At 70.1% G+C, this 23,856-nt stretch carries 23 protein-coding genes; 12 read left to right on the top strand and 11 right to left on the bottom strand.

Annotated features, from left to right (window positions below; all coding sequences use genetic code 11):
• The first annotated feature begins 80 nt into the window (after positions 1-80).
• On the top strand, positions 81-1,556 hold the full coding sequence (gene pdxR / locus ACFPN1_RS10075; RefSeq protein ID WP_386754776.1) for a MocR-like pyridoxine biosynthesis transcription factor PdxR: 1,476 nt from the start codon (positions 81-83) through the stop codon (positions 1,554-1,556).
• 204 nt (positions 1,557-1,760) lie between these two features.
• Here the strand turns inward: pdxR and ACFPN1_RS10070 are convergent, their stop codons facing one another.
• The 4 genes from ACFPN1_RS10070 to ACFPN1_RS10055 form a co-directional block, all read right to left on the bottom strand.
• A complete protein-coding gene (locus ACFPN1_RS10070; RefSeq protein ID WP_386754775.1) occupies positions 1,761-2,666 on the bottom strand; it encodes a ParB/RepB/Spo0J family partition protein in 906 nt (301 codons plus the stop codon).
• Positions 2,663-3,469, bottom strand: coding sequence for a ParA family protein (locus tag ACFPN1_RS10065; protein WP_386754774.1), 807 nt, complete (start codon positions 3,467-3,469; stop codon positions 2,663-2,665). Before ACFPN1_RS10065 ends, ACFPN1_RS10070 begins: the two co-directional genes overlap by 4 nt.
• A gap of 260 nt (positions 3,470-3,729) precedes the next feature.
• Positions 3,730-4,383, bottom strand: a complete 654-nt coding sequence (gene rsmG / locus ACFPN1_RS10060) for a 16S rRNA (guanine(527)-N(7))-methyltransferase RsmG (protein ID WP_386754772.1) — start codon at positions 4,381-4,383, stop codon at positions 3,730-3,732.
• 34 nt (positions 4,384-4,417) lie between these two features.
• Complete coding sequence (locus tag ACFPN1_RS10055; protein ID WP_386754771.1) at positions 4,418-5,023, bottom strand: 4'-phosphopantetheinyl transferase family protein; 606 nt, start codon at positions 5,021-5,023, stop codon at positions 4,418-4,420.
• 65 nt (positions 5,024-5,088) lie between these two features.
• Between ACFPN1_RS10055 and ACFPN1_RS10050 the strand changes: the two genes are divergently transcribed.
• Complete coding sequence (locus ACFPN1_RS10050; RefSeq protein ID WP_386754870.1) at positions 5,089-6,453, top strand: AMP-binding protein; 1,365 nt, start codon at positions 5,089-5,091, stop codon at positions 6,451-6,453.
• A 197-nt stretch (positions 6,454-6,650) separates the two neighbouring features.
• Complete coding sequence (locus ACFPN1_RS10045) at positions 6,651-6,923, top strand: GlsB/YeaQ/YmgE family stress response membrane protein (protein ID WP_386754769.1); 273 nt, start codon at positions 6,651-6,653, stop codon at positions 6,921-6,923.
• Between the two features lie 261 nt (positions 6,924-7,184).
• On the opposite strand, the gene xth is transcribed toward ACFPN1_RS10045, so the two are convergent.
• Entirely contained in the window at positions 7,185-7,958 is a 774-nt protein-coding gene (gene xth / locus ACFPN1_RS10040) for an exodeoxyribonuclease III (RefSeq protein ID WP_386754768.1), read from the bottom strand.
• Positions 7,959-8,305: 347 nt separating this feature from the next.
• Between xth and ACFPN1_RS10035 the strand changes: the two genes are divergently transcribed.
• The 8 genes from ACFPN1_RS10035 to ACFPN1_RS10000 all read left to right on the top strand — a co-directional run bounded on the left by ACFPN1_RS10035 (position 8,306) and on the right by ACFPN1_RS10000 (position 16,461).
• Entirely contained in the window at positions 8,306-8,848 is a 543-nt protein-coding gene (locus ACFPN1_RS10035; protein WP_386754766.1) for a gamma carbonic anhydrase family protein, read from the top strand.
• Between the two features lie 270 nt (positions 8,849-9,118).
• Positions 9,119-9,799 carry an RDD family protein gene (locus ACFPN1_RS10030; protein WP_386754868.1) on the top strand — a complete coding sequence of 227 codons (681 nt, stop codon included), beginning with the start codon at positions 9,119-9,121 and terminating at the stop codon, positions 9,797-9,799.
• Positions 9,796-10,830, top strand: a complete 1,035-nt coding sequence (locus tag ACFPN1_RS10025) for a stage II sporulation protein M (protein WP_386754765.1) — start codon at positions 9,796-9,798, stop codon at positions 10,828-10,830. The genes ACFPN1_RS10030 and ACFPN1_RS10025 overlap by 4 nt, the downstream gene beginning before the upstream one ends.
• Positions 10,827-12,395: a DUF4129 domain-containing protein gene (locus ACFPN1_RS10020; RefSeq protein ID WP_386754764.1), complete on the top strand. Its 1,569-nt coding sequence runs from the start codon at positions 10,827-10,829 to the stop codon at positions 12,393-12,395. The genes ACFPN1_RS10025 and ACFPN1_RS10020 overlap by 4 nt, the downstream gene beginning before the upstream one ends.
• Complete coding sequence (locus ACFPN1_RS10015; RefSeq protein WP_386754763.1) at positions 12,392-13,639, top strand: DUF4350 domain-containing protein; 1,248 nt, start codon at positions 12,392-12,394, stop codon at positions 13,637-13,639. Before ACFPN1_RS10020 ends, ACFPN1_RS10015 begins: the two co-directional genes overlap by 4 nt.
• Positions 13,636-14,661 (top strand): AAA family ATPase, encoded by a 1,026-nt coding sequence (locus ACFPN1_RS10010; RefSeq protein ID WP_386754762.1) that lies wholly within the window; start codon positions 13,636-13,638, stop codon positions 14,659-14,661. The genes ACFPN1_RS10015 and ACFPN1_RS10010 overlap by 4 nt, the downstream gene beginning before the upstream one ends.
• Before the next feature lie 70 nt (positions 14,662-14,731).
• On the top strand, positions 14,732-16,033 hold the full coding sequence (locus tag ACFPN1_RS10005; RefSeq protein ID WP_386754760.1) for a DUF58 domain-containing protein: 1,302 nt from the start codon (positions 14,732-14,734) through the stop codon (positions 16,031-16,033).
• Positions 16,034-16,035: 2 nt separating this feature from the next.
• Positions 16,036-16,461 carry an energy transducer TonB gene (locus tag ACFPN1_RS10000; RefSeq protein WP_386754759.1) on the top strand — a complete coding sequence of 142 codons (426 nt, stop codon included), beginning with the start codon at positions 16,036-16,038 and terminating at the stop codon, positions 16,459-16,461.
• Between the two features lie 40 nt (positions 16,462-16,501).
• Here ACFPN1_RS10000 and ACFPN1_RS09995 read toward each other — a convergent pair whose 3' ends face one another.
• Both ACFPN1_RS09995 and aroE read right to left on the bottom strand, forming a co-directional pair.
• Complete coding sequence (locus ACFPN1_RS09995) at positions 16,502-16,756, bottom strand: YkgJ family cysteine cluster protein (protein ID WP_386754758.1); 255 nt, start codon at positions 16,754-16,756, stop codon at positions 16,502-16,504.
• A gap of 14 nt (positions 16,757-16,770) precedes the next feature.
• Positions 16,771-17,616: a shikimate dehydrogenase gene (gene aroE / locus ACFPN1_RS09990; RefSeq protein WP_386754757.1), complete on the bottom strand. Its 846-nt coding sequence runs from the start codon at positions 17,614-17,616 to the stop codon at positions 16,771-16,773.
• A 224-nt stretch (positions 17,617-17,840) separates the two neighbouring features.
• Between aroE and ACFPN1_RS09985 the strand changes: the two genes are divergently transcribed.
• On the top strand, positions 17,841-18,734 hold the full coding sequence (locus ACFPN1_RS09985; RefSeq protein WP_386754756.1) for a TolB-like protein: 894 nt from the start codon (positions 17,841-17,843) through the stop codon (positions 18,732-18,734).
• A 296-nt stretch (positions 18,735-19,030) separates the two neighbouring features.
• Here the strand turns inward: ACFPN1_RS09985 and hemB are convergent, their stop codons facing one another.
• From hemB to cysT, 4 genes are all read right to left on the bottom strand, one after another.
• Positions 19,031-20,020 (bottom strand): porphobilinogen synthase, encoded by a 990-nt coding sequence (hemB, locus tag ACFPN1_RS09980; protein WP_386754755.1) that lies wholly within the window; start codon positions 20,018-20,020, stop codon positions 19,031-19,033.
• 316 nt (positions 20,021-20,336) lie between these two features.
• The gene (locus ACFPN1_RS09975) at positions 20,337-21,452 is read right to left on the bottom strand and encodes a sulfate/molybdate ABC transporter ATP-binding protein (RefSeq protein ID WP_386754754.1); all 1,116 of its coding nucleotides are present in this window, start codon (positions 21,450-21,452) and stop codon (positions 20,337-20,339) included.
• Between the two features lie 151 nt (positions 21,453-21,603).
• Positions 21,604-22,458 (bottom strand): sulfate ABC transporter permease subunit CysW, encoded by an 855-nt coding sequence (gene cysW, locus ACFPN1_RS09970; protein WP_386754753.1) that lies wholly within the window; start codon positions 22,456-22,458, stop codon positions 21,604-21,606.
• 231 nt (positions 22,459-22,689) lie between these two features.
• On the bottom strand, positions 22,690-23,556 hold the full coding sequence (gene cysT, locus ACFPN1_RS09965) for a sulfate ABC transporter permease subunit CysT (protein ID WP_386754867.1): 867 nt from the start codon (positions 23,554-23,556) through the stop codon (positions 22,690-22,692).
• Positions 23,557-23,856 lie beyond the last annotated feature (300 nt).

The following is a 23,856-nucleotide window of genomic DNA, read 5'->3' as shown; positions in this document are numbered from 1 at the left end:
GCGGGATCCCTCGGGGCCGGGTTGGTGGGGCGTGGGGTTTACCGTAGGCTGCGACTGGCTCCCCGGGCAGGCCGGCACCGATGAATTCGCAGGAACCAGTTTTCGAGTTCCCGATCCGCTTCGACGAGGGCGACCCGGGCGGCCGCACCCGCCGTCTGCACGAGCAGCTGCGCGCCGCGATCCTCGACGGCCGGCTCGCCGCCGGCGCGGTGTTGCCGTCGACGCGCCAGGCGGCGGCCGGCCTCGGCATCGCCCGCAACACCGTGATCGCGGCGTACGACCTGCTGGTCGCGGAGGGTTACGTGCTGCCGCGCGCCGGTGCGAAGGCGGTCGTCGCCGATGTCGATCGCCTGCAGCGCCGCGGCGAGGCGCGTGCCAGCGTCGCCGCCGATACGCGCATCGCGCCGCACTGGCGAAGCACGGCTGCGGGCAGCCTGGCGCCGCGCATGCTTCCGCCGCGCAGTTTCCGCCTCGGCATGCCCGATCACCTGCAGTTTCCGCACGAGGTGTGGCGGCGCCTGATGGCGCAGTCGCTGCGCACCTGGTCGAAGACCGCGTTCGCGTATCCGCCGTCGCAGGGCATTCCGGTGTTGCGCGAGGCGATCGCGAAGCATGTCGCGTTCGCGCGCGCGGTCGCTTGCACGGCGGAAGACATCGTGGTGACGTCCGGTGCGCAGCAGGCGTTCGATCTGCTCGCGCGGCTGCTGGTAACGCCCGGCAAGACCCGTGTGGCGGTGGAGGACCCGGGTTATCCGCCGCTGCGGGCGGCGTTCGCCGCCGCGGGGGCGACGTTGGTTCCGGTTCCCGTCGACGATGAAGGGCTGTGCGTCGAGGCCTTGCCGCCCGGGGTGCAGGTGATCAGCGTGACGCCGTCGCACCAGTCGCCCACCGGCGTGGCGCTGTCGTTGCGGCGGCGACTGGCGCTGCTCGAGTACGCGCGCGCCCACGATGCGGTGATCGTCGAGGACGACTACGACGGCGAATTCCGCTACGGCGGCCGGCCGCTGGATGCGCTGCAGACGCTGGATCGCGATGCGCGCGTGTTCTACATCGGCACGTTTTCCAAGAGCCTGTTTCCATCGTTGCGCAAGGGCTTCGTGGTGGTGCCGACGTGGGCGCGCGAGCGCTTCATCGCGGTCAAGCACGTGGCCGACGCGCATTGCGACACGCTCACGCAATCGGTGCTCGCGGCGTTCATCCGCGATGGTCATCTCGCCCGGCACGTGCGGCGCATGCGCGGGATCTATGCGCGGCGGCGCGAGGTGTTGCTGGAAGGCATCGCGCACGAACTGTCGGCGTGGCTGGTGCCGATTCCCTCGGAGGCGGGGTTGCATCTGGCCGCGCGCGTGCGCGATCCGGCGCAGGCCGGGCGGATCATCGCGAAGACGCGGCAACACGCGCCGGGCGCGATTGCGGCGGCGGATTACGGGTTTGAACTGCCTACGGTGCCGGCGGTGGTGTTCGGCTTCGGGGTGATCGACGAAGCGGCGATCGTGCCGGCGTTGCGGAAGCTGCGCAGAGCTTTGGAGCTACCCCTCGCCCCGCTTGCGGGGTGAAGGCGGACGCTTATGCGCCACTGGCGCATGTCCGACTGAACGCCCTTGCGCTATGCGCAAGGGCCGGGGGCAGAGCGAGGGACAGCGTCGCGATAGCGACGCAGGGTGAGGGGACGTGTCGCGATGGCGGTGCAACAGCAAAAGCGCCCCTCATCCGCGCTTCGCGCCACCTTCTCCCCGCCGGGCGGGGAGAAGGGGAAGTGCCTATTCGCTCTTCGCGCGCAACCGCTCCAGCACCCCGTCCAGCGAATCCAGGTCGCTGTAATGGATCACCAGGCGGCCCTTGCCGCCGCGGCCGTGCAGGATGCTGACCTGCGTGCTCAGCGATTCGGACAGTTCGCGTTCGAGCGCGGCGATATCGGCCTGCGGCTTGGCCTTCTGCGGCTTCGCCTTGCCGGCGCCGCCCGGCACCTTGCCGGCCGCGAGCAGCTGCGCGCGGTGCTCGACTTCGCGCACCGACCAGCCGTTTTCCGCGGCCTGGCGCGCGAGCGCGATCGCGGCCTGCGGGGTCAGCGTCAGCAGCGCGCGGGCGTGGCCCATTTCCAGCGCCTTGGTTTCCACCAGCACGCGGATTTCCGGCGGCAGTTCCAGCAGGCGCAGCAGGTTGGACACCGCGGCGCGCGAACGGCCGACCGCATCGGCGGCCTGCGCGTGGGTGAGGTCGAATTCGTCGATCAGGCGCTGCAGCGCGATGGCTTCTTCCAGCGGATTGAGGTCTTCGCGCTGGATGTTCTCGATCAGCGCCATCGCGACCACCGTGCGGTCGTCGACTTCGCGGATCACCACCGGCACTTCGGCGAGGCCGGCCAGCTGCGAGGCGCGCCAGCGGCGTTCGCCGGCGATGATTTCGTAAGCCTTGCCGCCGAGGTCGCGCACGACGATCGGCTGGATCACGCCCTGCGCCTTGATCGAGTCGGCGAGCTCGGACAGCTTGCCCTGGTCCATCGTGCGGCGCGGCTGGTACTTGCCGGGCGTCAGTGCGTCGATCGGCAGCGTGCGCAGGGCATCGCCCGGTTGCGCTTCGACCAGCGTGGGCGCTTCGGCGGCGGCCTTGGGGCCGAGCAGGGCTTCCAGCCCGCGGCCGAGGCCGCGCTTCTTGGCTGCGCTCATGCTGCCGCCTCCTTGGCCGGGGTCTTCGCCGCCTGTTCGCGCTCGCGCTGGCGGCGCAGTACTTCGCCGGCCAGGCCCATGTAGGCGATGCCGCCGCGGCTGGCGCGGTCGTAGCCGACGATGCTCTGGCCGTGGCTGGGCGCTTCGGCCAGGCGCACGTTGCGCGGCACGATGGTGCGGAACACGCGGTCGCCGAAGTGCTTGGTCAGTTCGGCCGAGACCGCGTTGGCGAGGTTGTTGCGCACGTCGAACATGGTGCGCAGCACGCCCTCGATTTCCAGCGCGGGATTGAGGTTGGCCTTGAGCGCATCGATGGTGTCGAGCAGGGCGCTGATGCCTTCCAGCGCGTAGTACTCGCACTGCATCGGCACGATGATCGAATCCGCGGCGGTCAGCGCATTGAGCGTGAGCAGCGACAGCGCCGGCGGGCAGTCGATCAGGATGAAGTCGTAGTGCACGCGCAGCGGTGCGAGCGCGGTCTTCAGGCGCTGCTCGCGGCCCGATTCGTTCATCAGGCTGATCTCGGCCGCGGTCAGCTCGATGTTGGCCGGCAGCAGGTCGAAGTCCTCGGCGGTGCGCTTGAGGATCTTCGTGGCGTCGGCTTCGCCGAGCAGCACGTCGCAGATCGTGTCCTCGATCTCGCGCTTGTCGATGCCGCTGCCCATGGTCGCGTTGCCCTGCGGGTCCAGGTCGACCAGCAGCACGCGCTTGGGCGTCTTGGCCAGGGCGGCGGCCAGGTTGACGGCGGTGGTGGTCTTGCCGACCCCGCCCTTCTGGTTGGCGACAGCGATGATGCGGGCCATGCGGCTCGTTGCCTCGGGTAGTGCGGTGGATGGCCAGAGCTCAGGCCGGACCGGGGATTATGCCCGCCTCGCCGGTCGCTTGCCGGAACGGGGTTGCCGTTGGTGCAAATCGTCCGCAAGCGCACCCACGCAAGGCGGGCCCGGGCCGCCATTCGCCGGCCACGTCAGGAGATCTGCGTGGGTCGATGCGAAATTCTGGCGGTCCGGTCGCGGGCCGCGGAGAGATTTCCGGCGCGTTCGATGGCGGCTCGAGACCCGCCCTACGCCTTGCGGCGGATTTCGATGAGGTGGCGCTCGCCGGTCACGCCGGGGACCGACAGGGGATGCGCGGCGGTGACCGCCCAGCCCGCGGGCAGGGCGGCGATCTCGTCGACGGGGTACACGCCCTTCATTGCCAGCAGCACGCCGTCCGGCTTCAGCAGGTGGCCGCCGAGTTCGAGGATCAGCGGCAGGGTCGCCAGGGCGCGTGCGGTGATCGCGTCGTAGGCGCCGGGTTCGGCCACCGCCTCGATCCGCGCTTCGGCCACGCGCACGTCCGGCAGGCCCAGCTGGCGCACGGCCTCGCGCAGGAAGCGCGCCTTCTTGCCGTTGCTCTCGACCAGGGTGACCCGCAGGCCCGGCTTGACGATGGCGAGCGGGATGCCAGGCAGCCCGGGGCCGGTGCCCAGGTCGGCGAGCGAGCCGCCACGCGCGGCGAGCGCGTCGACGAAGGGATGCATGGCCAGCGAATCGAGCAGGTGGCGGCCGACCATTTCCTGCGGATCGCGCACCGCGGTCAGGTTGTAGGTACGGTTCCAGCGCACGAGCAGGGCGAGGTAGGCCAGCAGCGGCGTGGCGAACGCGGCGTCGAGGCCGAGCTCGCGCAGGCCGGCTTCGAGGGTGGGGCGCAGGGCGTCGGGCGAAGTCGAAGTCATCGCGAAAGTATGAACGCGAACGCGGCAGGCGCCCTCAGCGCGCGGGCGGATCGCGCCAGGCCAGCGCGGCGACGTAGCCGGACGCGGGTTCGAATTCGTGCAGCGACCAGTCGCGCGGCCGGCCCAGCCCCGCGGCGCATTCGACCAGCGCCAGGCGCGCGCCGGCTTCGGCGAAGCGCAGTTTTTCCAGGCCGAAGGACAGGCCGTGGCCGTGCGCCTTGAGGACCGCCTCCTTGGCGCACCACAGGCGCAGGAAGGCGCGATCGCGCGCGGCACCGGCCGCGAAGGCGGCGAGCCAGTCGCGCTCGGGCGCGGTGAAGTAGCGCTGGGCGAGGTCGAGCGCGCGCGGCCGCGGCCGCAGGCGTTCGCAGTCCGCGCCGACTTCGACGCCATGACCCAGCGCGATCAGCAGGCCGTCGCCGCTGTGGCTCCAGCTGCAGTCGTAGCCGTCCTGCGGCGCGCCCAGGCGCGGCCGGCCGCGCGGTTCGCGGCCGAGGTTGAGCGTCGCCGGCGTTACCCCCAGGGCGCCGGCGAGCCAGTCCCGGGCCACCGGGTCGGTGGGGGTGCCGTGGGTGTGGGCGTGCCAGCTCCAGCGGATCGGCGCGGGCTCGGGGGCGGTTTCGGGGCCTGCGGGCGCCATGGTCGGGGTGTGGACGCGGGTGCCGGTAACATACCCGAAGGGGGAAACACGCAATGTCCGCAGTCATCCAATCCAGCCAGGGGCAGGCCGCGAGCGCGGCGCTGGCCCAGGGCAGCCCGGCGCGCCTGCTCGCATTCGATGCGACGACGTCCGTCGTGCTCGATCGGTTCGCGCAGGAAGTGCGCGGCGTCGCCGAGCGCCTGCCCGAAGGGCGTTGCGCGCTGAATCTGTGCGAAGACCGCTACCGTTTCATGGTCGCGCTGTGCGCCGCCGCGCTGCGCGGGCAGACCACGCTGCTGCCGCCGTCGCGCGCGCCGGCGGTGGTCGCCGACGTACTCGCGCAGCATGCCGGCAGCTACGTGCTCGGCGATGCGCTCGTGAATGGCGACGACGATGCCGTGTGCGCGCCGCGCGGCTGGCGGCTGCCCGCGACGCTGCCGCGTCGCGACGGCGAGGCGCTGGTGCTGGCCGACGATCTGCTCGTCGCGATCGGTTACACGTCGGGCAGCACCGGCCGGCCCAAACCGAATCCGAAGACCTGGGCGTCGTTCCGCGCGAGCACCGCGCAGAACCTTGCCGCGCTGCACGACCTGCTCGATCGCGACGGCATCACCGCGGTGGTCGCGACGGTGCCGCCGCAGCACATGTACGGCATGGAAATGTCGGTGCTGCTGCCGCTGCTCGGGCCGATCGCGGTGCACGGCGATCGGCCGTTCTTTCCGGCCGACATCGCGCGCGCCGTGCGCGACGCGCCCACGCCGCCGCTGCTGGTCACCACGCCGGTGCATCTGCGCGCACTGGTCGAATCCGATGTGCAGTTGCCGCCGTTGCGCGGCATCGTGTCGGCGACCGCGCCGCTGTCGCGCGAGCTGGCCGTCGGCGCGGAATGCCGTTTCGGTTGCGAGGTGCGCGAGGTGTTCGGTTCGACCGAAACCTGCGTGATCGCGCGCCGCCGCACCGCGCACGAGGACGCGTGGACACCGTTGCCCGGCGTGCGGCTGACGCCGCAACCGGACGGCACCGCGGTGCAGGCGCCGCATCTGGCGCAACCGGTGGTGCTCGCGGATCTGGTGGAAAACCGCGACGACGGCCGCTTCGAACTGCGCGGCCGCAACGCCGACCTGATCGAGATCGCCGGCAAGCGCGCCTCGCTGGGCGACCTCAGCCGGCGCCTGCTCGCCGTCGACGGCGTGCGCGATGGCGTGGTGTTCCAGCTCGATCCCTGCCCGCGCACCGGCGTGGCGCGCATCGCCGCGCTGGCCGTGGTCGCCGAAGACGTGAGCGAAGGCGACGTGCTGTCGGGACTGCGCGCGCATGTCGACGCGGTGTTCCTGCCGCGGCCGCTGCGTCTGGTCGAGGCGTTGCCGCGCAACGAGACCGGAAAACTGCCGCACGCGGCGCTCGCCGGCCTGTTGCGCGGCGCGGACTAGCGGGAAACCACGGGCCGGCGTCCGGCCTTGACGGCGCCTTCATCGCGACAAAGCGAATGGCGATTGGCGGCGTCGCATTCTGGACGCCGCCATCACGCAAGCGCGCACAGACTCCTTCTGCCCCCATCGCGGGAGCGGGAACCGGAGGCCGGTTCCCCACGACTTCTCACTCGCAGCTGGAAGGAGAGACGCACATGATGGGTTTCATTGTTTGGCTGATCGTAGGCGGCATCATCGGCTGGCTCGCGAGCCTCGTCATGAGGACCGATGCCCAGCAAGGGATTTTCCTCAACATCGTCGTCGGCATCATCGGCGCGTTCCTCGGTGGCTGGATCGGCAGCATGCTCGGCATCGGCGGCGCGGACATCAACGACGGGGCCTTCAACCTCACCAGTCTGCTGCTGTCGCTGGTGGGCGCGGTCGTCCTGCTGGCGATCATCAACCTGTTCCGTCGCGGACGCGTACGCTGACGATCACGACGCGTGGCGCGGATGACGAAGGCCCGGGATTCCGGGCCTTTGTTTTTGCGGGGGGATGGAAGGACGGGAATCCCAGGGCGGGATCGAAAGGCGGGAATCAAAAGGCGGGAATCAAAAGCGGGAAGGGGGAACGATGCGCGGTCGTCGTTCGTGCTTTTCGGGATGCTGGCTTTCAAGGGCGAACCGCAGGAAGCGAGCCTGTTTCGTTCCCTTTTCCCGCCTTTCGATTCCCGCTTCTTCGTCCCCGCTTCTTCATCCCCCCGCTATCTCCACCCACACCGGCGTGTGATCGCTCGGCCGCTCGCGCGTGCGCGGCGTGGTATCGATGCCGGCGGCGACGGTGCGCGCGCGCAGCGCCTGGCTCACCAGCACCAGGTCGATGCGCAGGCCCCAGCCGCGCTCGAAGGCGTTGAGCCGGTAGTCCCACCAGCTGTGATGGCCGGGCTCGTCGTTGAACAGGCGGAAGCTGTCGTGCAGGCCGAGGTCGAGCAGGCCGCGCAGCGCCTCGCGCTCCGGCGTGGAGCACAGGATCTTCTCGCGCCAGCGTTTGGGATCGTGCACGTCGCGGTCGTCGGGGGCGATGTTGAAGTCGCCGAGCACGATCAGGTTGGGGTGCTGGCGCAGTTCCTCGCGCAGCCATTCGCGCACGGCTTCGAGCCAGCGCAGCTTGTAGGAAAACTTTTCGCTGCCGACCTTCTCGCCGTTCACCACGTACAGGTCGACGATGCGCACCTCGCCCACCGTCGCGGCGAGCACGCGCTTCTGCGGATCGTCGAAATCGGGGATGGCGGTGACGCATTCGCTGGCGAAGGGAATCCGGCTGACCAGCGCCACGCCGTTGTAGGTCTTCTGCCCGCAGAACACGCTGCGGTAGCCCAGCTCCGCCAGGGCGGCGTCGGGGAACCTGCTGTCCTCGAGTTTGGTTTCCTGCAGGGCGACGACGTCGGGGCCGGCGTCCTGCAGCCACTGCAGCAGGTGCGGCAGGCGCACGTTGAGCGAATTGACGTTCCAGCTGGCGATTTTCATGCGGCGAGTGTAGCGGAGGCCTGCCGTCGCAGGCGCGCGCGGTAGTGCGTCGGCGCTTAGAATGCAGCGGCTTGCCGGCGCTGTCCGCCAATGGCTCCCGCGCTCGTCATCCCAGCGAAAGCCGGGATCCATTTTGACTTTGCCCTTGCTGCCGACAACAAGAGCAACCGCAACATGGATCCCGGCTTGCGCTGGGATGACGAGTCACACACCTGCGGATTGAGTTTGCTCTTGCTGTCGACAACAAACGCAACCGCAGCATGGATCCCGGCCTGCGCTGGGATGACGAAATCAATCGACGGATCGATTGACGAATGCCGGCCTCCCCACGAACCCACGCAAACCCCATGAACATCCGCCCCTACCTCGACAAGACCCCGATCCCCGGTGAGCGCACCTACATCGATCCCGCGGCGAGCGTCATCGGCGATGTCGTGCTCGGCGACGACGTCTCGATCTGGCCCGGCACGGTGGTGCGCGGCGACGTCAACTTCATCCGCATCGGCGCGCGCACCAACATCCAGGACGGTTGCGTGGTGCACGTGAGCCACGACGGACCGCACGCGAAGCTCGGCGGCTTCGCCACGGTGATCGGCGAGGACGTCACCATCGGCCACAAGGCGATCATCCACGCCTGCCGCATCGAGGATGCGGTGCTGATCGGCATGGGCGCGATCGTGCTCGACGGCGCGGTGGTGAAGAAGCACGGCTTCGTCGGCGCCGGCGCGCTGGTCGCGCCGGGCAAGGTGGTCGGCGAGGGCGAGCTGTGGCTGGGCAACCCGGCGAAGAAAGTCCGCATGCTCGGCGATGCGGAAATCCAGGCGCTGTACTACTCGGCGCAGCACTACGTGCGGTTGAAGAACCAGTACCTCGGCGTGGCCACCGCCTGAGCGCGCCGCGACCGGTGCGACGGCGGTTGTGGCGGTCGCCTGCGCGATTTACAGTCGGGCGCACGGGGATGTCGGGGAATGTCGTGCGCAGGGACGTAGTCGTGCGTCGCGTGGTCCGTCGTCAGCCGCACGCCCGCGCCCGCCGATCCCCGTGTTCGCGCGCCGCGCGGAACCCGCACCGCTCCGAGCGATCCGCACCTTGAAGCCGCACGATTCGAAGCACGACCCGGACAGCGCGACGTGAGCAGTACGACTTCGACCGCCGCTGCCATGCTCGATACCTACCGCGAAGTGGTGACGCCCGAAGGCGTCGCCCTGCACCTGCCCGCCGCCGGCCCGGTGCCGCGCGCGCTGGCGTGGGCGATCGACCTGGCGATCCGCATGGTCGCGCTGATGATCGTGGGCATGGTGATGGGCGCGCTGGGCACCGCCGGCTTCGGCCCGTATTTCGTGATGACCTTCGTGGTGTTCTGGTTCTATCCGGTGCTGTTCGAAGTGCTGGGCCACGGCCGCACGCCCGGCAAGCGCGCGCTGGGCCTGCGCGTGATCGCCGCCAACGGCGCGCCGGTCGGCTGGCTCGCCGCCTTCATCCGCAACCTGATGCGCACGGTGGACATGTTGCCCTTCGGTTACGCCACCGGCCTGGTTGCGAGCCTCGCCGATCCGTGGGGCCGGCGACTGGGCGACATGATCGCGGGCACGCTGGTCGTGCACGATGCGCGCGCGCACGAACCGCAGGCGGCGCCGGTCGGCTCGGTGCTGGCCCCGGCGGTGGCGCTGCTGCCGCACGAACAGGCCGCGATCGTCGCCTTCGCCGAACGCGGGCCGCAGCTCACGCACGAACGCCAGAGCGAACTGGCCGACCTCGCCGAACCGCTCGTGCAGGCCCGCGGCACGCTCGCGCTCGCGCGGCTGTACGGCATCGCCAACTGGTTGCTGGGGCGGCAATGAGGCAGGAAACCTTCGTCCAGCGCCACCAGGCCGAATGGATCGCGCTCGAGCAGTGGCTCGACGCGCGCGGCGGCAGTGCGCGCAAGGCGCGTGCGCACCGGCGCGACTGGCATGGCCTGCGCGATCACGAGATGCCCGAACGCTACCGGCGCCTGTGCCAGCAGCTCGCGCTCGCGCGCCGTCGCGGCTACAGCGCGGTGGTCACCGACCGCCTGCAGCAGCTGATGCAACGCGGCCACGGCGTGCTCTATCGCACGCCGGCGCCACGCTGGCGGCGCGCGGTCGAATTCCTGCTGGCGGGCTTCCCGCGCCTGGTACGCGCGGAGAAAGGCGCGATGCTGGCGGCGACGGTGCTGTTCGTCGTGCCGCTGCTGGCGATGTACGTCGCGATCCAGCTGCAGCCCGACCTGTCGAGCGCGCTGTACGACCCGGTGCAGCTGGCCAATTTCGAGCAGATGTACGACCCCGCCGATCCCAACCGCGCGCTCGGCCGCGACGACGGCACCGACGTGGCGATGTTCGGCTTCTATATCTGGAACAACATCAGCATCGCCTTCCGCGTGTTCGCCAGCGGCCTGCTGGCGGGACTCGGACCGATCCTGTCGCTGGGTTCCGAGGGCATCCGCGCCGGCGCGGTCGCCAGCCACCTGCAGGCGGTCGGTCACGGCGATCCGTTCTGGCGTTTCGTGTGCGGGCATGCGGCGTTCGAACTCACCGCGATAGTGATCGCGGGCGGCGCGGGCCTGCGCCTGGGACTCAACCTGATCGCGCCGGGACAGCGCCGCCGCGTCGATGCGCTGGTCGAAGCGGGCCGTCGCGGCGGCCTGCTGTGCGTGGGCGTGTTCGTGATGCTGCTGATCGCGGCGTTCATCGAGGCGTTCTGGTCCTCGATCGGCTGGATGCCGGCGTGGATCAAGTATTCGGTCGCGGCGGCGCTGTGGACGGCGGTGTTCATGTGGCTGCTCGCGGGCGGTCGCAACCGCCTGTACGCCGACGAGGACGCCGCGGCGTCCGGGGCGGGCGGCGCATGAGGATCGACGATCTCACCGTCGCACTGCGCCCGCGCACCGCGTGGGAAGCGGTCGAACTGGGCACCGCGTTGGTGCGCCGGCACGCCGCGGCCGTGTGGAAGCCGTGGCTGCTGCTGTCGCTGCCGGTACTGCTGCTGGTCAACGCGGCGTGCTGGGCGATCGGCGCGGTGTGGCTGGCCGGCCTCGTGATGTGGTGGCTGAAGCCGCTGTTCGACCGCCTCCCGCTGTACGTGCTGTCGCGCGCGGTGTTCGGGCAGGTGCCGGGCAGCGGCGAAACCCTGCGTGCGCAGTGGCGTTTTGGCCGCCGCTGGTTGCCGGCCTATCTGACCTGGCGACGGCTCAGCCCGGTGCGCGCACTGTATCTGCCGATCGACCTGCTCGAAGGCGGCAGCGGCGCCGAAGCCGGCGCGCGGCGTCGCGCCCTGGGTTCGCCGGCCTATGGCGTGGCGACGCTGGTGCTGGTGGTGTTCGCCCACTTCGAAGCCGCGCTGGTGCTCGGCGCGGTCTTCACCGTGGTGCTGTTCGCGCCGGGCGATCTGGTGCAGGAAACCGCCGCCCGTCTGTGGAACGTGTTCGAATCGCAGCAGGACGGCGTGCAGTTCGCCGAGAACCTGCTGCTGTGGATGGCGACCACCGTGCTGGAGCCGTTCTACGTCGGCGCCGGGTTCGGCCTGTATCTCAACCGCCGCACCGAGATCGAGGCCTGGGACATCGAGATGGCCCTGCGCCGGTTGCGCAAACGCCTGAGCCACGTCGCCGCACCGCTGTGCCTGCTGTGCGCGCTGTGGTTCGGCGCGCTGCTGCCCGCGCATGCGCAGGCCGACGAACCGGTCGCCACCACCGCATCGGCGCCACCGGCCGCGGCTCCGCTGCGGCGCGAGGCATCGACGCTGCACGAGGTGTTCGGCGCGCAGACCGTCGACGACGAGGGCTGGCGCCAGTCGGTCAAGCGCGCCTACGAGGATCCGCGCGTCAGTCCGCGGCGCACCGTGATGCAGTGGGTGCCGAAGAATCCGCAACAGCAGCCGACGGAGCGGCCGCCGCTCGCGTTCGGCCGGCTCGGCGAGTGGCTGGCGTCGATCGGCGAATACGGCCTGTGGATCGTCGCCGGCGCCGTGGTGCTCGCGTTGCTGCTCACCGCGCCGCGCTGGCTGCGCTGGATCCGCGATCCCGCGCGTCGCCGCGAGCGCGAACCCGAGGTGGTGAAGCACGACGCATTGCCTGAGGAAGCGCCGCTGCCCGACGACATCCCCGCGGCGGTGCGCCGCCTGTGGCAGGCCGGACGCGAACGCGATGCGCTGGCGTTGCTGTATCGCGCCAGCGTCGAGGCGATGACCCGCCGCGCGCAGGTGGTGCTGGTGCCGGGCGCGACCGAGGCGCACACGCTGCGCGCGTCGCGGCAGTTGCCGTCGGCCGAGGAGCGCGACGTCTTCGCGCGCGTGGTGCGCGTGTGGCAGGTGGCCGCGTACGCGCACGGCCTGCCGGAGGCCGCGGAATTCGAAGACCTGCTGGCGCAGTCCGCGCAACGCCTGCTCACGGCCCTCCCGGCGGGAGGCGCGGCATGAACGCGACGACGGCTTCGAACCGGGTCACGCGCGTGGTGCTGCTGGTGCTGCTGGGCCTGCTGGTGCTCGCGGGCCTGGCCGGCTGGTGGCTGCACAGCTACGAACGCGTGGCGCGCGAAGTGCCGATGCCGCGCACCGGCGAGGCGCGGCGCAACCCGTTGTTCGCGCTGCAGGTCGCGCTGGAACGCGACGGCATCGCGGTGCAGTCGCGGCGCCGGCTGCAGCTGCTGGCCGGCGGCGCCCGCGATCCGGCGGTGCCGCTCGCCGCGCGCGACACGGTGGTGCTGTTCAACGATCCACGCGCGCTGTCGGGCGCGGAAGTCGACGCGCTGCTGCAGTGGGTCGCCGGCGGCGGACACCTGGTGGTGCGCACGCCGCCGCCGGGCCTGCTCACGCGCAACGCCGCGGCGGTGCCGCTGTTCGTGCCGTTGCAGCTCATGCCGATGGACAGCGAACACCGGGCCTGCGAAACGGTGCACGGCGTCGCGCGCGCCGGTGCGCCGGATTCCGCGGCGGCCGATGCCGCCGATGCGGCGGATGCCGGCGATGGCGAAGACGGCGTGCTGTTCTGCGGCGCGCGCCGCTTCACCCTGATCGGCGCCAATCCGGTCCTCAGCTGGGGCGATCTCAAGAACGGCTACGTCTTCGCACGCGTGCGCCACGGCCGCGGCAGCGTGGACGTGCTGGCGGGGCTGGATTTCCTTTCCACCGACCGACTCGAGCAGCCGGCCGGCCATGCGCTGGCGCGCCAGTTGCTGCAGCCGAATTTCGGCGCCGGCACGGTGCACCTGGTGTACGCGACGCAGATGCCGTCGCTGTGGGCCACGCTCGTCCGCCACAGCTGGATGGCCTGGGGCCCGCTGCTGCTGGCGCTGATGGCGTGGTTGTGGCGGCGCATGCAGCGCTTCGGCCCGCCGCTGCCGGCGCCGGCGCTGGAGCGGCGCTCGCTGCTGGAACATGTCACCGCCAGCGGCGCGCTCGCCTACCGTTACGGCTACGCGCAGCGGCTGTACGAAGCCGCGCGCGATGCGTTCCTCGCCCGCCTGCGCCGCCGCGATCCGCAGGCCGCGGCCCTGCAGGGCGAAGCGCAGTTGATGCTGCTCGCCGAACGCTTCCCGGATGTGCCGGCCGACGAGATCCGCGACGCGCTGCAACCGCCGTCGCTGCGCCGGAACGGCCAGAATGATCCTGTTGCCTTCCGCACCCGCATCGCCACCCTGATCCGACTGAGAAACCGACTATGAGCGACACGCTGATCCCACCGCTGGCCCCGGACCATGTCGCCACCCCGCGCGCGATCGCGCCGCTCACCGGCGACGCGCTGACGCAGCGCGCCGCGCGCATCCGCGACGAAGTGGGCAAGGCCTTCATCGGCCAGGCCGAGGCGCTGGACCAGGTGCTGATCGCGCTGCTCGCCGGCGGCCACGCGCTGATCGAGGGCGTGCCGGGCCTGGGCAAGACGCTGCTGGTGCGTGCGTTGGCCAAGGCGCTCGACTGCGGCTACGCGCGCGTGCAGTTCACACCCGACCTGATGCCCTCGGACATCAGCGGCCACGCGGTGTACGACCCGAAGACCGAGACCTTCAACATCCGTCGCGGCCCGGTGTTCACCAACCTGCTGCTCGCCGACGAGATCAATCGCGCGCCGGCCAAGACGCAGTCCGCGCTGCTCGAGGCGATGCAGGAACTGCAGGTGACGATCGAAGGCCACAGCTTCGAACTGCCGCCGCCCTTCCTCACGCTCGCCACGCAGAACCCGGTCGAACAGGAAGGCACCTATCCGCTGCCCGAAGCGCAGCTCGACCGCTTCCTGCTCAAGGTGCTGATCGGTTATCCGTCGCGCGCGGACGAGAAGAAGATGGTCGTGGCGGTCAGCCAGGGCCGCATGGCCTCCGACTTCGATCTCTCGCAGGTGCAGCGCGTGGTCGGGCCGGAGGAGATCGTGGCGATGCAGCTGGGCACCGCGCAGGTCACGGTGGACGATGCGGTGATCGACTACGCGGTGCGCATTGCCGCGGCCACGCGCGACTGGGCCGGGATCGCGCTGGGCGCGGGCCCGCGCGGCAGCCTCGCCCTGGTGCGCGCCGCGCGCGCGCAGGCGGTGCTGGCGGGTCGCGACTTCGTCACGCCGGACGACGTGCGCGAAATCGCCAAGCCGGCGCTGCGCCACCGCATTGCGCTGGCGCCGGAACTGCAGATCGAAGGACAGGAGCCGGACGACGTGCTGCATGCCTTGCTGGCGAAGGTCGAGGCGCCGCGGCAATGAACCGGCATCGTGAGCCCGTAGCCCGGGCTACGTTCTCCGCGGAGCCGTTCCGGTGAACGGGCGGCGCAGCGTGCCCCGTCCCGCACCGGCCTTGCTGGCGCTGCTCGTGGCCTGGGCGGCGCTTGGCCTCGCCGCGAGCATCGGCGCGGTGCCCGCGCCGGCCTGGTGGCTGGCCGGACTGGCGCTGCTGCTGATGGCCGTGCTGGATGCCGCGCGCGTGATCGCCCGCGCCACGCCGCACGTGCAGCGCCGCGTGCCCGACACCTGGCCGATCGGCGTGGAGCGTCCGGTGACGCTGACGCTCGAAGCGGGCGGCGCGCAGCGGCTCGATCTCTTCGACCTGCACCCCGGCAGCTGGGCCATGCAGGGCCTGCCGCGGCGCCTGCAGTTGCAGCGCGGCGAAGCGACCAGCATCGACTACGCATTGCGGGCGAATGCGCGCGGCGACTTCGTCTTCGACGGCGTGCAGCTGTACCTGCATTCGCCGTGGCGCCTGTGGTGGCACTCGCGCGTGGCGGGCGAGCCGCAGCGCGTGCGCGTGTTCCCGAACTTCGCGCCGCTGGCGCGCTTCGCCATGTTCAGCGCGGAACAGGCCTCGCGCCTGGTCGGCGCGCACGTCAAGCGCCGTCGCGGCGAAGGCACCGACTTTCACCAGATGCGCGAATACCGCGTCGGCGACAGCCTGCGCCAGATCGACTGGAAGGCGACCGCGCGCGCGCGCCGGCTGATCTCGCGCGAATACCAGGACGAGAAGAACCAGCAGCTGGTGCTGCTGCTCGACACCGGCCGCCGCCTGCTCGCGCGCGACGGTGAGCTGGCGCACTTCGATCACGTGCTCGACGCGGCGCTGGTCGTGTCCTATCTCGCCTTGCGCCAGGGCGACGGCGTCGGCCTGCTCGCCAGCGGCGGCGACAGCGCGTGGGTGCCGCCGCAGCGCGGCGTGGGCGCGATCGACAACCTGCTGCGCGCGACCTATGCCTTGCAGCCCAAGCCGGTTGCCACCGACTTCCTGCAGGCCGCGACCGAACTCTCGCTGCGCCAGCGCCGCCGCGCGCTGGTGATGCTGGTCACCAACCTGCGAGACGAGGACATGGACGACCTGCTCGCCGCGGTGCAGATGCTGCGCAAGCGCCACCTGGTGTGCGTGGCGAGCCTGCGCGAAGCCGCGCTCGACGCGACGCTCGCGCAGGACGTGCACGACCTGCCGTCGGCGATCCGCGCCGGCGCCACCGCCGAATACCTCGCCAAACGCAACGCCGCGCACGATGCGCTGCGCAGCCACGGCGTGATGGTGCTCGATGTGGCCTGCGCGCAACTGGCCGCCGCGCTGGTGGAGAAATACCTGGCTGTGAAGCGGGATGGATTGCTATGAACATGACGCGTCTTCTTCTGATCGCGTGCGTGCTGGCCGGGATGGCGGCATGCGCGCAACCGGGCCACTACCGCCCCAACCATCCCCTGGATGCGGAGCGCTTCGGCCTGCGCTGCGATGGGGATTTCGACCAGGCGCCAAGCCTGCTGGCCGGCAAGTCCCCGGTCTTCCCGGTCGGCATGCTGAATCCCGAGGTGATCGAGGATCGCAAGATCCGGCACCTGCCGCTGGAATGGTGGGTGGATACGACCTTCTCCGTCGATGCCGACGGGCGCGCGTCCGACGTGCATGCCACGCCGACCTCGCCACAGACGTTCAGCGACCACATGGTCGTGGCGGTGAAATCGTGGCGCTTCACGCCGGCCAGCAAGGACGGCGTCGCGGTCGCCAGTCGCTGCTCGACGCGCTTCGGTTACACGCTCGAATAGGCACCGGCACCTTGCGCCACGCGATCGGACGAATTCCGCCTCACGGGCGAGTCGCGACTTCCAGCGCCGTCAGCGTTTCCATCGCCTCGCCGGACGAGGCCCCGCACATCGAAGCCAGCGGTCGCAACGACGCGCAGAACGCGGGTCGCTCCGGCCTGCCGTACAGCCGGCAGCGGTATTCGTCGTCGAGCTGCACGCAGGGAATTCCTGCCGGCTTGCCGTGCGGCATGCCCGGGATCGGCGAGGTGATCGAAGGCGCGATGCAGCACGCGCCGCAGCGTTCGCGGCAATCCATCGACGGGGCGCGGCTCAGTCCGCGCTGACCAGCACCGCGTCGCGGTCGCGCAGCATCGCGTAGACCGCGTCGGTCTCGGGCCGCACCTTGTGCCAGCGCAGGAAGCTTTCCGCGGCCTGTTCGACCAGCATGCCCAGCCCGTCGATGCAGTCGTGCGCGCGCGCCGAGCGTCCCCATGCGAGGAAGGCGACCGCCGCCTCGCCGTAGCTCAGGTCGACCGCCGCGCCGCGCGGCGCGATCAGGTTCACCGGCAGCGACGGCAATACGCCATCGCGCGTGGCCGAGGTGGCGTTGATGACGAGATCGAAGTTGCCCAGCGAACCCACGTCGTCGAGATAGCGCGGATGCACGCGACCGGGCTGGGCCAGGGCATCGGCGAGGGCGTCGGCACGCTCGGGGGTACGGTTGACGATGAACAGATCGCCGATGCCGGCATCGAGCAGCGCCGGCGCGACGCCCTTGGCGACGCCGCCGGCGCCGATCAGCAGCGTGCGGCGCGCGCGCAGGTCCAGGCCATGGCGGTCGGTGAGATCGCGGATCAGGCCGATGCCGTCGGTGTTGTCGCCGTGCCAGCCGGTGGCGGTGCGGATCAGCGTATTGGCCGCACCGGCGCGTTGCGCGGCCTCGCTGAGGTGGCTGCAGATCTGCGCCGCGTGCGCCTTGTGCGGCAGGGTGATGTTGGCGCCCACGCCACCCTCGGCCGCGAACGCCGCCAGCGCGGCGTCGAAATCTTCCGGTGCCGCGTCGATCGCGATGTATTCCAGCGCGATGCCGGTCTGCCGCGCGAACGCGGCATGGATGCGCGGCGACAGCGAGTGGGCGACGGGATGGCCGATGACGGCGTAGCGCTGGACGGGCATGGAGACCTCGCGCGTATGCGGATGGACCTGCGGGGATCCGGGATGCGCACGCGTTGCGTGCTGTATCGGGACGAACGCGAAGGCCGGGCTCCGGCGGCCGTCCACAGGGCGAGTGTACGCCCGCGATCGCGAACTGTGCAGCGACGACAGGTTTTGCGATGGTCACCAGTCAGCAACTGCGGCACATTGGCGCCTCGTTCACTGTTCAACGACAGGACACCACGATGCGCCGCCTCGCCCTGCTGACTGTTTCGACAATGGCCGCGTTGCTTGCCGCTGGCGCGGCGCAGGCCTGGCTGGCCGAATTCGGCATCGAAGGCATGCACGTGGTGTCCACGCCGGCCTCGGAAATGCGCGCCACCATCAGCCCCGACGGTCGGCGCATCGTCTGGGGCAGCACCGATCGCAGCGGTGGCGCGGGCGGCTGGGACCTGTGGCAGGCCACGTTGAAGCAGGGCCGCTGGCAGGATCCGCAACCGCTGCCGATCAACTCGAAGGCGAACGATTTCGATCCGGCCTTCAGCGCCGATGGGCGCTGGCTATATTTCTTTTCCAATCGCGACGGCGGACTCGGCGGCGATGATCTGTATCGCGTCGCGGTGCACGGCGATGGTTTCGGCGCGGTCGAAAACCTCGGGCCGGGCGTCAACAGCAAGGGCGACGAATGGGCGCCGACGCCGGGTGCGGACGGCAAGACCCTGCTCTTCGCGAGCGATGGCTTCGGTGGTGCGGGTCGCCACGATCTCTTCGTCGCGCACTGGGATGGCAGCGCGTTCGTGAAGCCGACCGCAGTGCCGGGCCTGAACACGCGCAACGACGAATTCGACGCGGCTTGGCTCGATGCTGGCCGCGCAATCGTGTTCACGCGCTCGGCCAACGTCGACGGCAAGCCAATGCAGCTGTTCGTCGCGCAATGCGACGGCGCCCGTTACGTCGATGCCGCGCCGCTGAAGCTTTCGTTCAACACCGACGATGCATGGACCCTCGGTCCGGCGGTGGACTGGAACAAGCCGGGCGAGTTGCTGGTCACCGGCAAGGCGAAGGCGCCCAGCGCCGGCAAGCTGGACATCTACCGGATGAAGGCGCCGGCGGTGACGGGGAAATCGGGTTGCGTCTGACGCCGCTCAGCAATGGGCGGCGAAGCCGGCGATGATGCGCGCGCACTCGTCCGGCGCGGCCTGCAATGGCCAAGGGCCCGGCGAAGGACTCGCCGAGCAAGAGGAAGGGCAAGCGATTGGGCAGGCGTTCGCGAACCCAGGCTTCGAGCGCCGTGTAATCGAGCAGGCGATCAGTCGGATACGCCAGCACGCGCACCGTATCGAAATGCGGGCTCGCGTACTCCAGGAACCGATCGTGCAGTGTGGCGGTGCCGTCGAGGCCGGGAAGCACCACCAGCGAGATCATTGCGTCGCGCTCAACCTTCCCGCAACCACCGCGCCGCATCCAGCGCGAAATAGGTCAGCACGCCATCCGCGCCGGCGCGCTTGATCGAGGTCAGCGCTTCCAGCGCGCAGCCGCGCTCGTCGATCCAGCCGTTCAACGCGGCGGCCTTGAGCATCGCGTATTCGCCGCTGACCTGGTACACGAAAGTCGGCACGCCGAATTCGTCCTTCACCCGGCGCACGATGTCGAGGTAGGGCAGGCCCGGCTTCACCATCACCATGTCCGCGCCTTCCTCGAGGTCGCGCGCGACTTCCTGCAGCGCCTCGTCGGAGTTGGCCGGGTCCATCTGGTAGGTGTACTTGTTGCCCTTGCCCAGTGCCGCGGCCGAACCCACCGCATCGCGGAACGGGCCGTAGAACGCGCTCGCGTACTTCGCGCTGTAGGCGAGGATGCGGGTGTGGATGTGGCCTTCGCCTTCCAGTTCGCCGCGGATGGCGCCGATGCGGCCGTCCATCATGTCGCTGGGCGCGACGATGTCGGCGCCGGCGCGCGCGTGCGAGAGCGCCTGCTGCACGAGTGCTTCGACGGTCTCGTCGTTGAGCACGTAGCCGCTTTCGTCGATGAGCCCGTCCTGGCCGTGCGTGGTGTACGGATCGAGCGCCACGTCGGTGATCACGCCCAGTTCCGGGAAGCGCTGCTTGAGAGCGCGTACCGCGCGCTGCACCAGGCCGTCGTCGGCCCACGCGGCTTCGGCGGTGAGCGACTTGGCCTCGGGCGCGGTGACCGGGAACAGCGCCAGCGCGGGCACGCGCAGCTCGCTGGCCTGTTCGGCGACCTTGAGCAGTTCCTCGATCGAGACGCGCTCGACGCCGGGCATCGAGGCCACGGCTTCACGGCCCTTCAGTTCATGCACGAACACCGGGTAGATCAGGTCGTTCGCGGTGAGCACGGTCTCGCGCATCAGCCGGCGCGAGAAGTCATCGCGGCGCATGCGCCGCAGGCGGGTGTAGGGGTAGCTCATGGCGGGCCATTCTACGCCGCGCGTATCGGGCCGGCCCTGGGCTGGGCGAGACAAACTCTTCCCTCTATCCGCTTGCGGGGAGAGGGTCGAAGCGGCCGATAGGCCGCTGAGGGTAGGGCGGTAGCGAGCGCAGCGAGCGGGCGCTTGCCGCTCTAGACCAAGAGTCTCGTAGCCCGGGTAAGCGCAGCGCACCCGGGGCCATTGTCGCAACTCCTTCCGGGTGTCACGTGTGGCATCGACAGCGAGCATTCGCTGCCCTCGATCGCGGCTTTCCCCGGGTGCGCTGCGCTTGCCCGGGCTACGGGATGCGCCGGCGTCACTCTCGCGAATACACCCGATAACGCAAAGGCTGCACCGCGATCCGGCTGCCCACCGCCGGCGTCTCCGCATCGGGTGTTGCGGCGAAGTCGAATTCGAGCGGTCGCGGCTGGCCGTCGACGTCGAGTTCGAGGGTGATGCGGTCGGCGAGCCGATGCGCCGCGACCACGCGCGCGCTCCAGCCCTCGCCCGCGGGTACCAGCGCGAGATCGTGAGGGCGCACGTACAGCCGTGCCGGGCCGTCGCCGGCCTCGGTCGCAAAGCCCGGCGACTGCCCGTCGGCCAGGAAGCGCCCCGCGTCGACGCGGCCTTGCAGGGCATTCGCGCGGCCGATGAAGTCGAACACGTATTCCGACGCCGGCGCGGTGTAGATCTCGTGCGGCGTGCCGACCTGCTCGATGCGGCCCTCGCGCAACACCACGACGCGATCGGCGAGCTCGAGCGCTTCCTCCTGGTCGTGGGTGACGAACAGCGTGGTCTGCCCGGTCTGGTCGTGCAGCCGGCGCAGCCAGCGGCGCAGTTCGATGCGCACCTTGGCGTCGAGCGCGCCGAAGGGTTCGTCCAGCAGCAGCACGGTGGGATCGATCGCCAGCGCGCGCGCCAGCGCGATGCGCTGGCGCTGTCCGCCGGACAGCTGTTCCGGATAGCGCTCGCCGTGCTCGGCCAGCTGGATCAGCGCCAGCAGCTCCTCGACGCGGCGCCTGATCGTCGCCTTGTCGGGACGCTTCGCGCGCGGCCGGCTGCGCAGGCCGAAGGCGATGTTCTCCGCCACGGTCATGTGCTTGAACAGCGCGTAGTGCTGGAACACGAAGCCGACGTTGCGTTCGCGCAGGCTCAGGCGCGTCGCATCGGTCTCGCCGAACAGCACCTGGCCGCTGTCGGCGTGCAGCAGTCCGGCGATCACCCGCAGCAGGGTGGTCTTGCCGGAACCGGACGGCCCGAGCAGCGCGACCAGCTCGCCCGACGCGATGTCGAGATCGACCGAGTCCAGCGCGGCGACGTCGCTGTAGCGCTTGCTGAGCTGGCGGATGTGCAGGTCCGCGCCGCGGGCATCCGCATGCGGCGAGGAGCTGCGCGCCGGCGCACCGGCCCCAAATGACTCAGTTGCGCCCATTCAATGCCTCCGATGCGTCCTGGCTGCGCGGCGACGAAGCGTAGCTGCGATCAATCGTCAACGGCGTGCCACGCCGCGATTCGATGTGGCTGCGATCGGTCATCACCGGCACACCGGGCGGGGAATCCGACGTCGCGTTATAGCTACCCACTCAATGCCTCCGATGTGTCTTCGCCAGTGCATCGCCATGCCGCGCCTCAAGCCAGAACCTGATCACCAAGGTCACCAGCGCCAACCCGCTCAGCAGGGATGCCGCCGCGAACGCCGCGGTGCTGTCGAATTCGTTGTAGAGGATCTCGATGTGCAGCGGCAGCGTGTTGGTGAGGCCGCGGATGTGCCCCGAGACCACCGAGACCGCGCCGAACTCGCCCATCGCGCGCGCCGCGCACAGCAGCACGCCGTACAGCAGACCCCACTTGATGTTGGGCAGGGTGACGCGGCGGAACATCGTCCACGCGCCGGCACCGAGCGAACGTGCCGCGAGTTCCTCGTCGCTGCCCTGCTGCTGCATCAGCGGGATCAGTTCGCGCACCACGAACGGGAAGGTGATGAACAGCGTCGCCAGCACGATGCCAGGACGCGCGAACAGGATGCGCACGTCCCAGCGTTCGAGCAGATCGGCGAACCAGCCGTGCGTCGTGCTGAACAGCAGCACCAGGCAAAGGCCCGCGACCACCGGCGACACCGCGAAAGGCAGGTCGATCAGTGCGAGCAGCACGCGCTTGCCGGGGAATTCGAAGCGCGTCACCGCCCACGCCATCAGCATGCCGAATACGGCGTTGACCGGGATGACGATCGCGGCGGTGAGCAGGGTGAGTTTCAACGCGGACAGTGCATCGGGTTCGCGCAGCGCCGCCCACCACGCGCGGAAGCCGTCGCCGAAGGCGGCGCCGAGCACCATCAGCAGCGGCAGCACCACCAGGCCGAGCATGACCAGCATCGCGAGCGCGATCAGCAGTGCGCGCAGCCAGCGGGGTTCGTGCAGGACGTCGCGGGGCGGGCTCATGCGTGGTGGGTCCTTCGACTCCGGCCCTTGCAGGGCCTACGCTCAGGACGAACGGGTTTCAGGGAACCAGGCCAACGCCCGGCACGAATGGTTTTCAGGGAACTGCCTCGATCCGTTCGCCCTGAGCGCAGCGCCGCAGGCGCGCAGTCGAAGGGTGCCTCTTGCCCGCAACGGCGCGTGGCCACCATGGCGCACGACCTTCGACGACGGGCGGCTTTCACCTGAGCAAGCTCAGCCACGGCCCTGCTCCCGGCGTTCGTGCGCGAACAGCGACGGAATCGCATTGATCGCCAGCAGGCACACGAACGACGCCGCCAGCAGCAGCGCGGCGATCGCGATCGCGCCGTTGTAGTCGTACTCCTCCAGGCGGATGGTGATCAGTAGCGGCGCGATCTCCGTCGCGTACGGCTTGTTGCCGGCGATGAAGATCACCGAACCGTATTCGCCCAGCGCGCGCGCGAACGCGAGCGAGAAGCCGGTGAGCAGGGCCGGCAGCAGCTCCGGCAGGATCACCCGGCGTAGCGTGGTGAAGCGCGAGGCGCCGAGCGAGGCGGCGGCTTCCTCCTGTTCGTGGCCCAGCGCTTCCAGCACCGGCTGCACCGTGCGCACCGCGAAGGGCAGGCCGATGAACACCAGCGCGACGACGATGCCGAGCGGCGTGTAGGCGACCTTGAGCCCCGCGGCTTCGGCGAAGCGTCCCACCCAGCCGTTGCCGGAATAGATCGCGGTGAGCGCGATGCCCGCGACCGCGGTCGGCAGGGCGAACGGCAGATCGACCAGCGCATCGAGCAGGCGCCGACCGGGAAAGCGGTAGCGCACCAGCACCCACGCGACGAGGCCGCCGGCTATCAGCGCGACGGACGCGGCGACGAAGGACGCACCGAAGCTCAGCTTCAGCGCCGCCTGCACGCGCGGATCGTGGATCGCGCGCAACCAGCCCGCGCTGCCGAGTCCGGCGGCGTGCACCGCGAGCGCAAGCAGCGGCAGCAGCACCACGACGCCGAGCCAGGCCATGCCCAGGCCGAGACTGAGCCCGAAACCGGGCAACGGCCGCCGGCTGCGGAAGGGGATCAGCGATGGCAGGACGGCGGTGGTCATGGAGTGGTGTTGGGCAGGCAGGCAGATTGGGTTCGGTGTGGGATCTGTGCGGTTGTTTCGCTGCGGATGTTTGGTTGAAGCTGGTTTGCCGGCGTCGCTGTAGCTGTAGCTGTAGCTGTAGCTGTAGCTGTAGCTGTAGCTGTAGCTGTAGCTGTAGCTGTAGCTGTAGCTGTAGCTGTAGCTGTAGCGGTTGCTGTTGCTGTTGCTGTTGCTGTTTTTGCCCTTGTTTTTGCTCGTCATTCCCGCGAAAGCGGGAATCCAGTGTCTTTGCCTTTGCCAGAGCCCGGCAGCAAAGCAAGA

Source organism: Lysobacter yangpyeongensis (assembly GCF_042655745.1).
GTDB lineage: Bacteria > Pseudomonadota > Gammaproteobacteria > Xanthomonadales > Xanthomonadaceae > Agrilutibacter > Agrilutibacter yangpyeongensis.
This window is presented reverse-complemented; position numbering and strand designations above follow the sequence as displayed.

What these genes read in the sequence shown, in the direction of transcription:
- cysT (WP_386754867.1), bottom strand. Translation starts at nt 23,556, where the DNA reads ATGACCACCGCCGTCCTGCCATCGCTGATCCCCTTCCGCAGCCGGCGG.
- xth (WP_386754768.1), bottom strand. Translation starts at nt 7,958, where the DNA reads ATGAAAATCGCCAGCTGGAACGTCAATTCGCTCAACGTGCGCCTGCCG.
- ACFPN1_RS10000 (WP_386754759.1), top strand. Translation starts at nt 16,036, where the DNA reads ATGACGCGTCTTCTTCTGATCGCGTGCGTGCTGGCCGGGATGGCGGCA.
- ACFPN1_RS10045 (WP_386754769.1), top strand. Translation starts at nt 6,651, where the DNA reads ATGGGTTTCATTGTTTGGCTGATCGTAGGCGGCATCATCGGCTGGCTC.
- hemB (WP_386754755.1), bottom strand. Translation starts at nt 20,020, where the DNA reads ATGAGCTACCCCTACACCCGCCTGCGGCGCATGCGCCGCGATGACTTC.
- pdxR (WP_386754776.1), top strand. Translation starts at nt 81, where the DNA reads ATGAATTCGCAGGAACCAGTTTTCGAGTTCCCGATCCGCTTCGACGAG.
- ACFPN1_RS09975 (WP_386754754.1), bottom strand. Translation starts at nt 21,452, where the DNA reads ATGGGCGCAACTGAGTCATTTGGGGCCGGTGCGCCGGCGCGCAGCTCC.
- ACFPN1_RS10020 (WP_386754764.1), top strand. Translation starts at nt 10,827, where the DNA reads ATGAGGATCGACGATCTCACCGTCGCACTGCGCCCGCGCACCGCGTGG.
- ACFPN1_RS10070 (WP_386754775.1), bottom strand. Translation starts at nt 2,666, where the DNA reads ATGAGCGCAGCCAAGAAGCGCGGCCTCGGCCGCGGGCTGGAAGCCCTG.
- ACFPN1_RS10055 (WP_386754771.1), bottom strand. Translation starts at nt 5,023, where the DNA reads ATGGCGCCCGCAGGCCCCGAAACCGCCCCCGAGCCCGCGCCGATCCGC.
- rsmG (WP_386754772.1), bottom strand. Translation starts at nt 4,383, where the DNA reads ATGACTTCGACTTCGCCCGACGCCCTGCGCCCCACCCTCGAAGCCGGC.
- cysW (WP_386754753.1), bottom strand. Translation starts at nt 22,458, where the DNA reads ATGAGCCCGCCCCGCGACGTCCTGCACGAACCCCGCTGGCTGCGCGCA.
- ACFPN1_RS09995 (WP_386754758.1), bottom strand. Translation starts at nt 16,756, where the DNA reads ATGGATTGCCGCGAACGCTGCGGCGCGTGCTGCATCGCGCCTTCGATC.
- ACFPN1_RS10065 (WP_386754774.1), bottom strand. Translation starts at nt 3,469, where the DNA reads ATGGCCCGCATCATCGCTGTCGCCAACCAGAAGGGCGGGGTCGGCAAG.
- ACFPN1_RS10025 (WP_386754765.1), top strand. Translation starts at nt 9,796, where the DNA reads ATGAGGCAGGAAACCTTCGTCCAGCGCCACCAGGCCGAATGGATCGCG.
- ACFPN1_RS10015 (WP_386754763.1), top strand. Translation starts at nt 12,392, where the DNA reads ATGAACGCGACGACGGCTTCGAACCGGGTCACGCGCGTGGTGCTGCTG.
- ACFPN1_RS10035 (WP_386754766.1), top strand. Translation starts at nt 8,306, where the DNA reads ATGAACATCCGCCCCTACCTCGACAAGACCCCGATCCCCGGTGAGCGC.
- ACFPN1_RS10010 (WP_386754762.1), top strand. Translation starts at nt 13,636, where the DNA reads ATGAGCGACACGCTGATCCCACCGCTGGCCCCGGACCATGTCGCCACC.
- aroE (WP_386754757.1), bottom strand. Translation starts at nt 17,616, where the DNA reads ATGCCCGTCCAGCGCTACGCCGTCATCGGCCATCCCGTCGCCCACTCG.
- ACFPN1_RS10030 (WP_386754868.1), top strand. Translation starts at nt 9,119, where the DNA reads ATGCTCGATACCTACCGCGAAGTGGTGACGCCCGAAGGCGTCGCCCTG.
- ACFPN1_RS09985 (WP_386754756.1), top strand. Translation starts at nt 17,841, where the DNA reads ATGCGCCGCCTCGCCCTGCTGACTGTTTCGACAATGGCCGCGTTGCTT.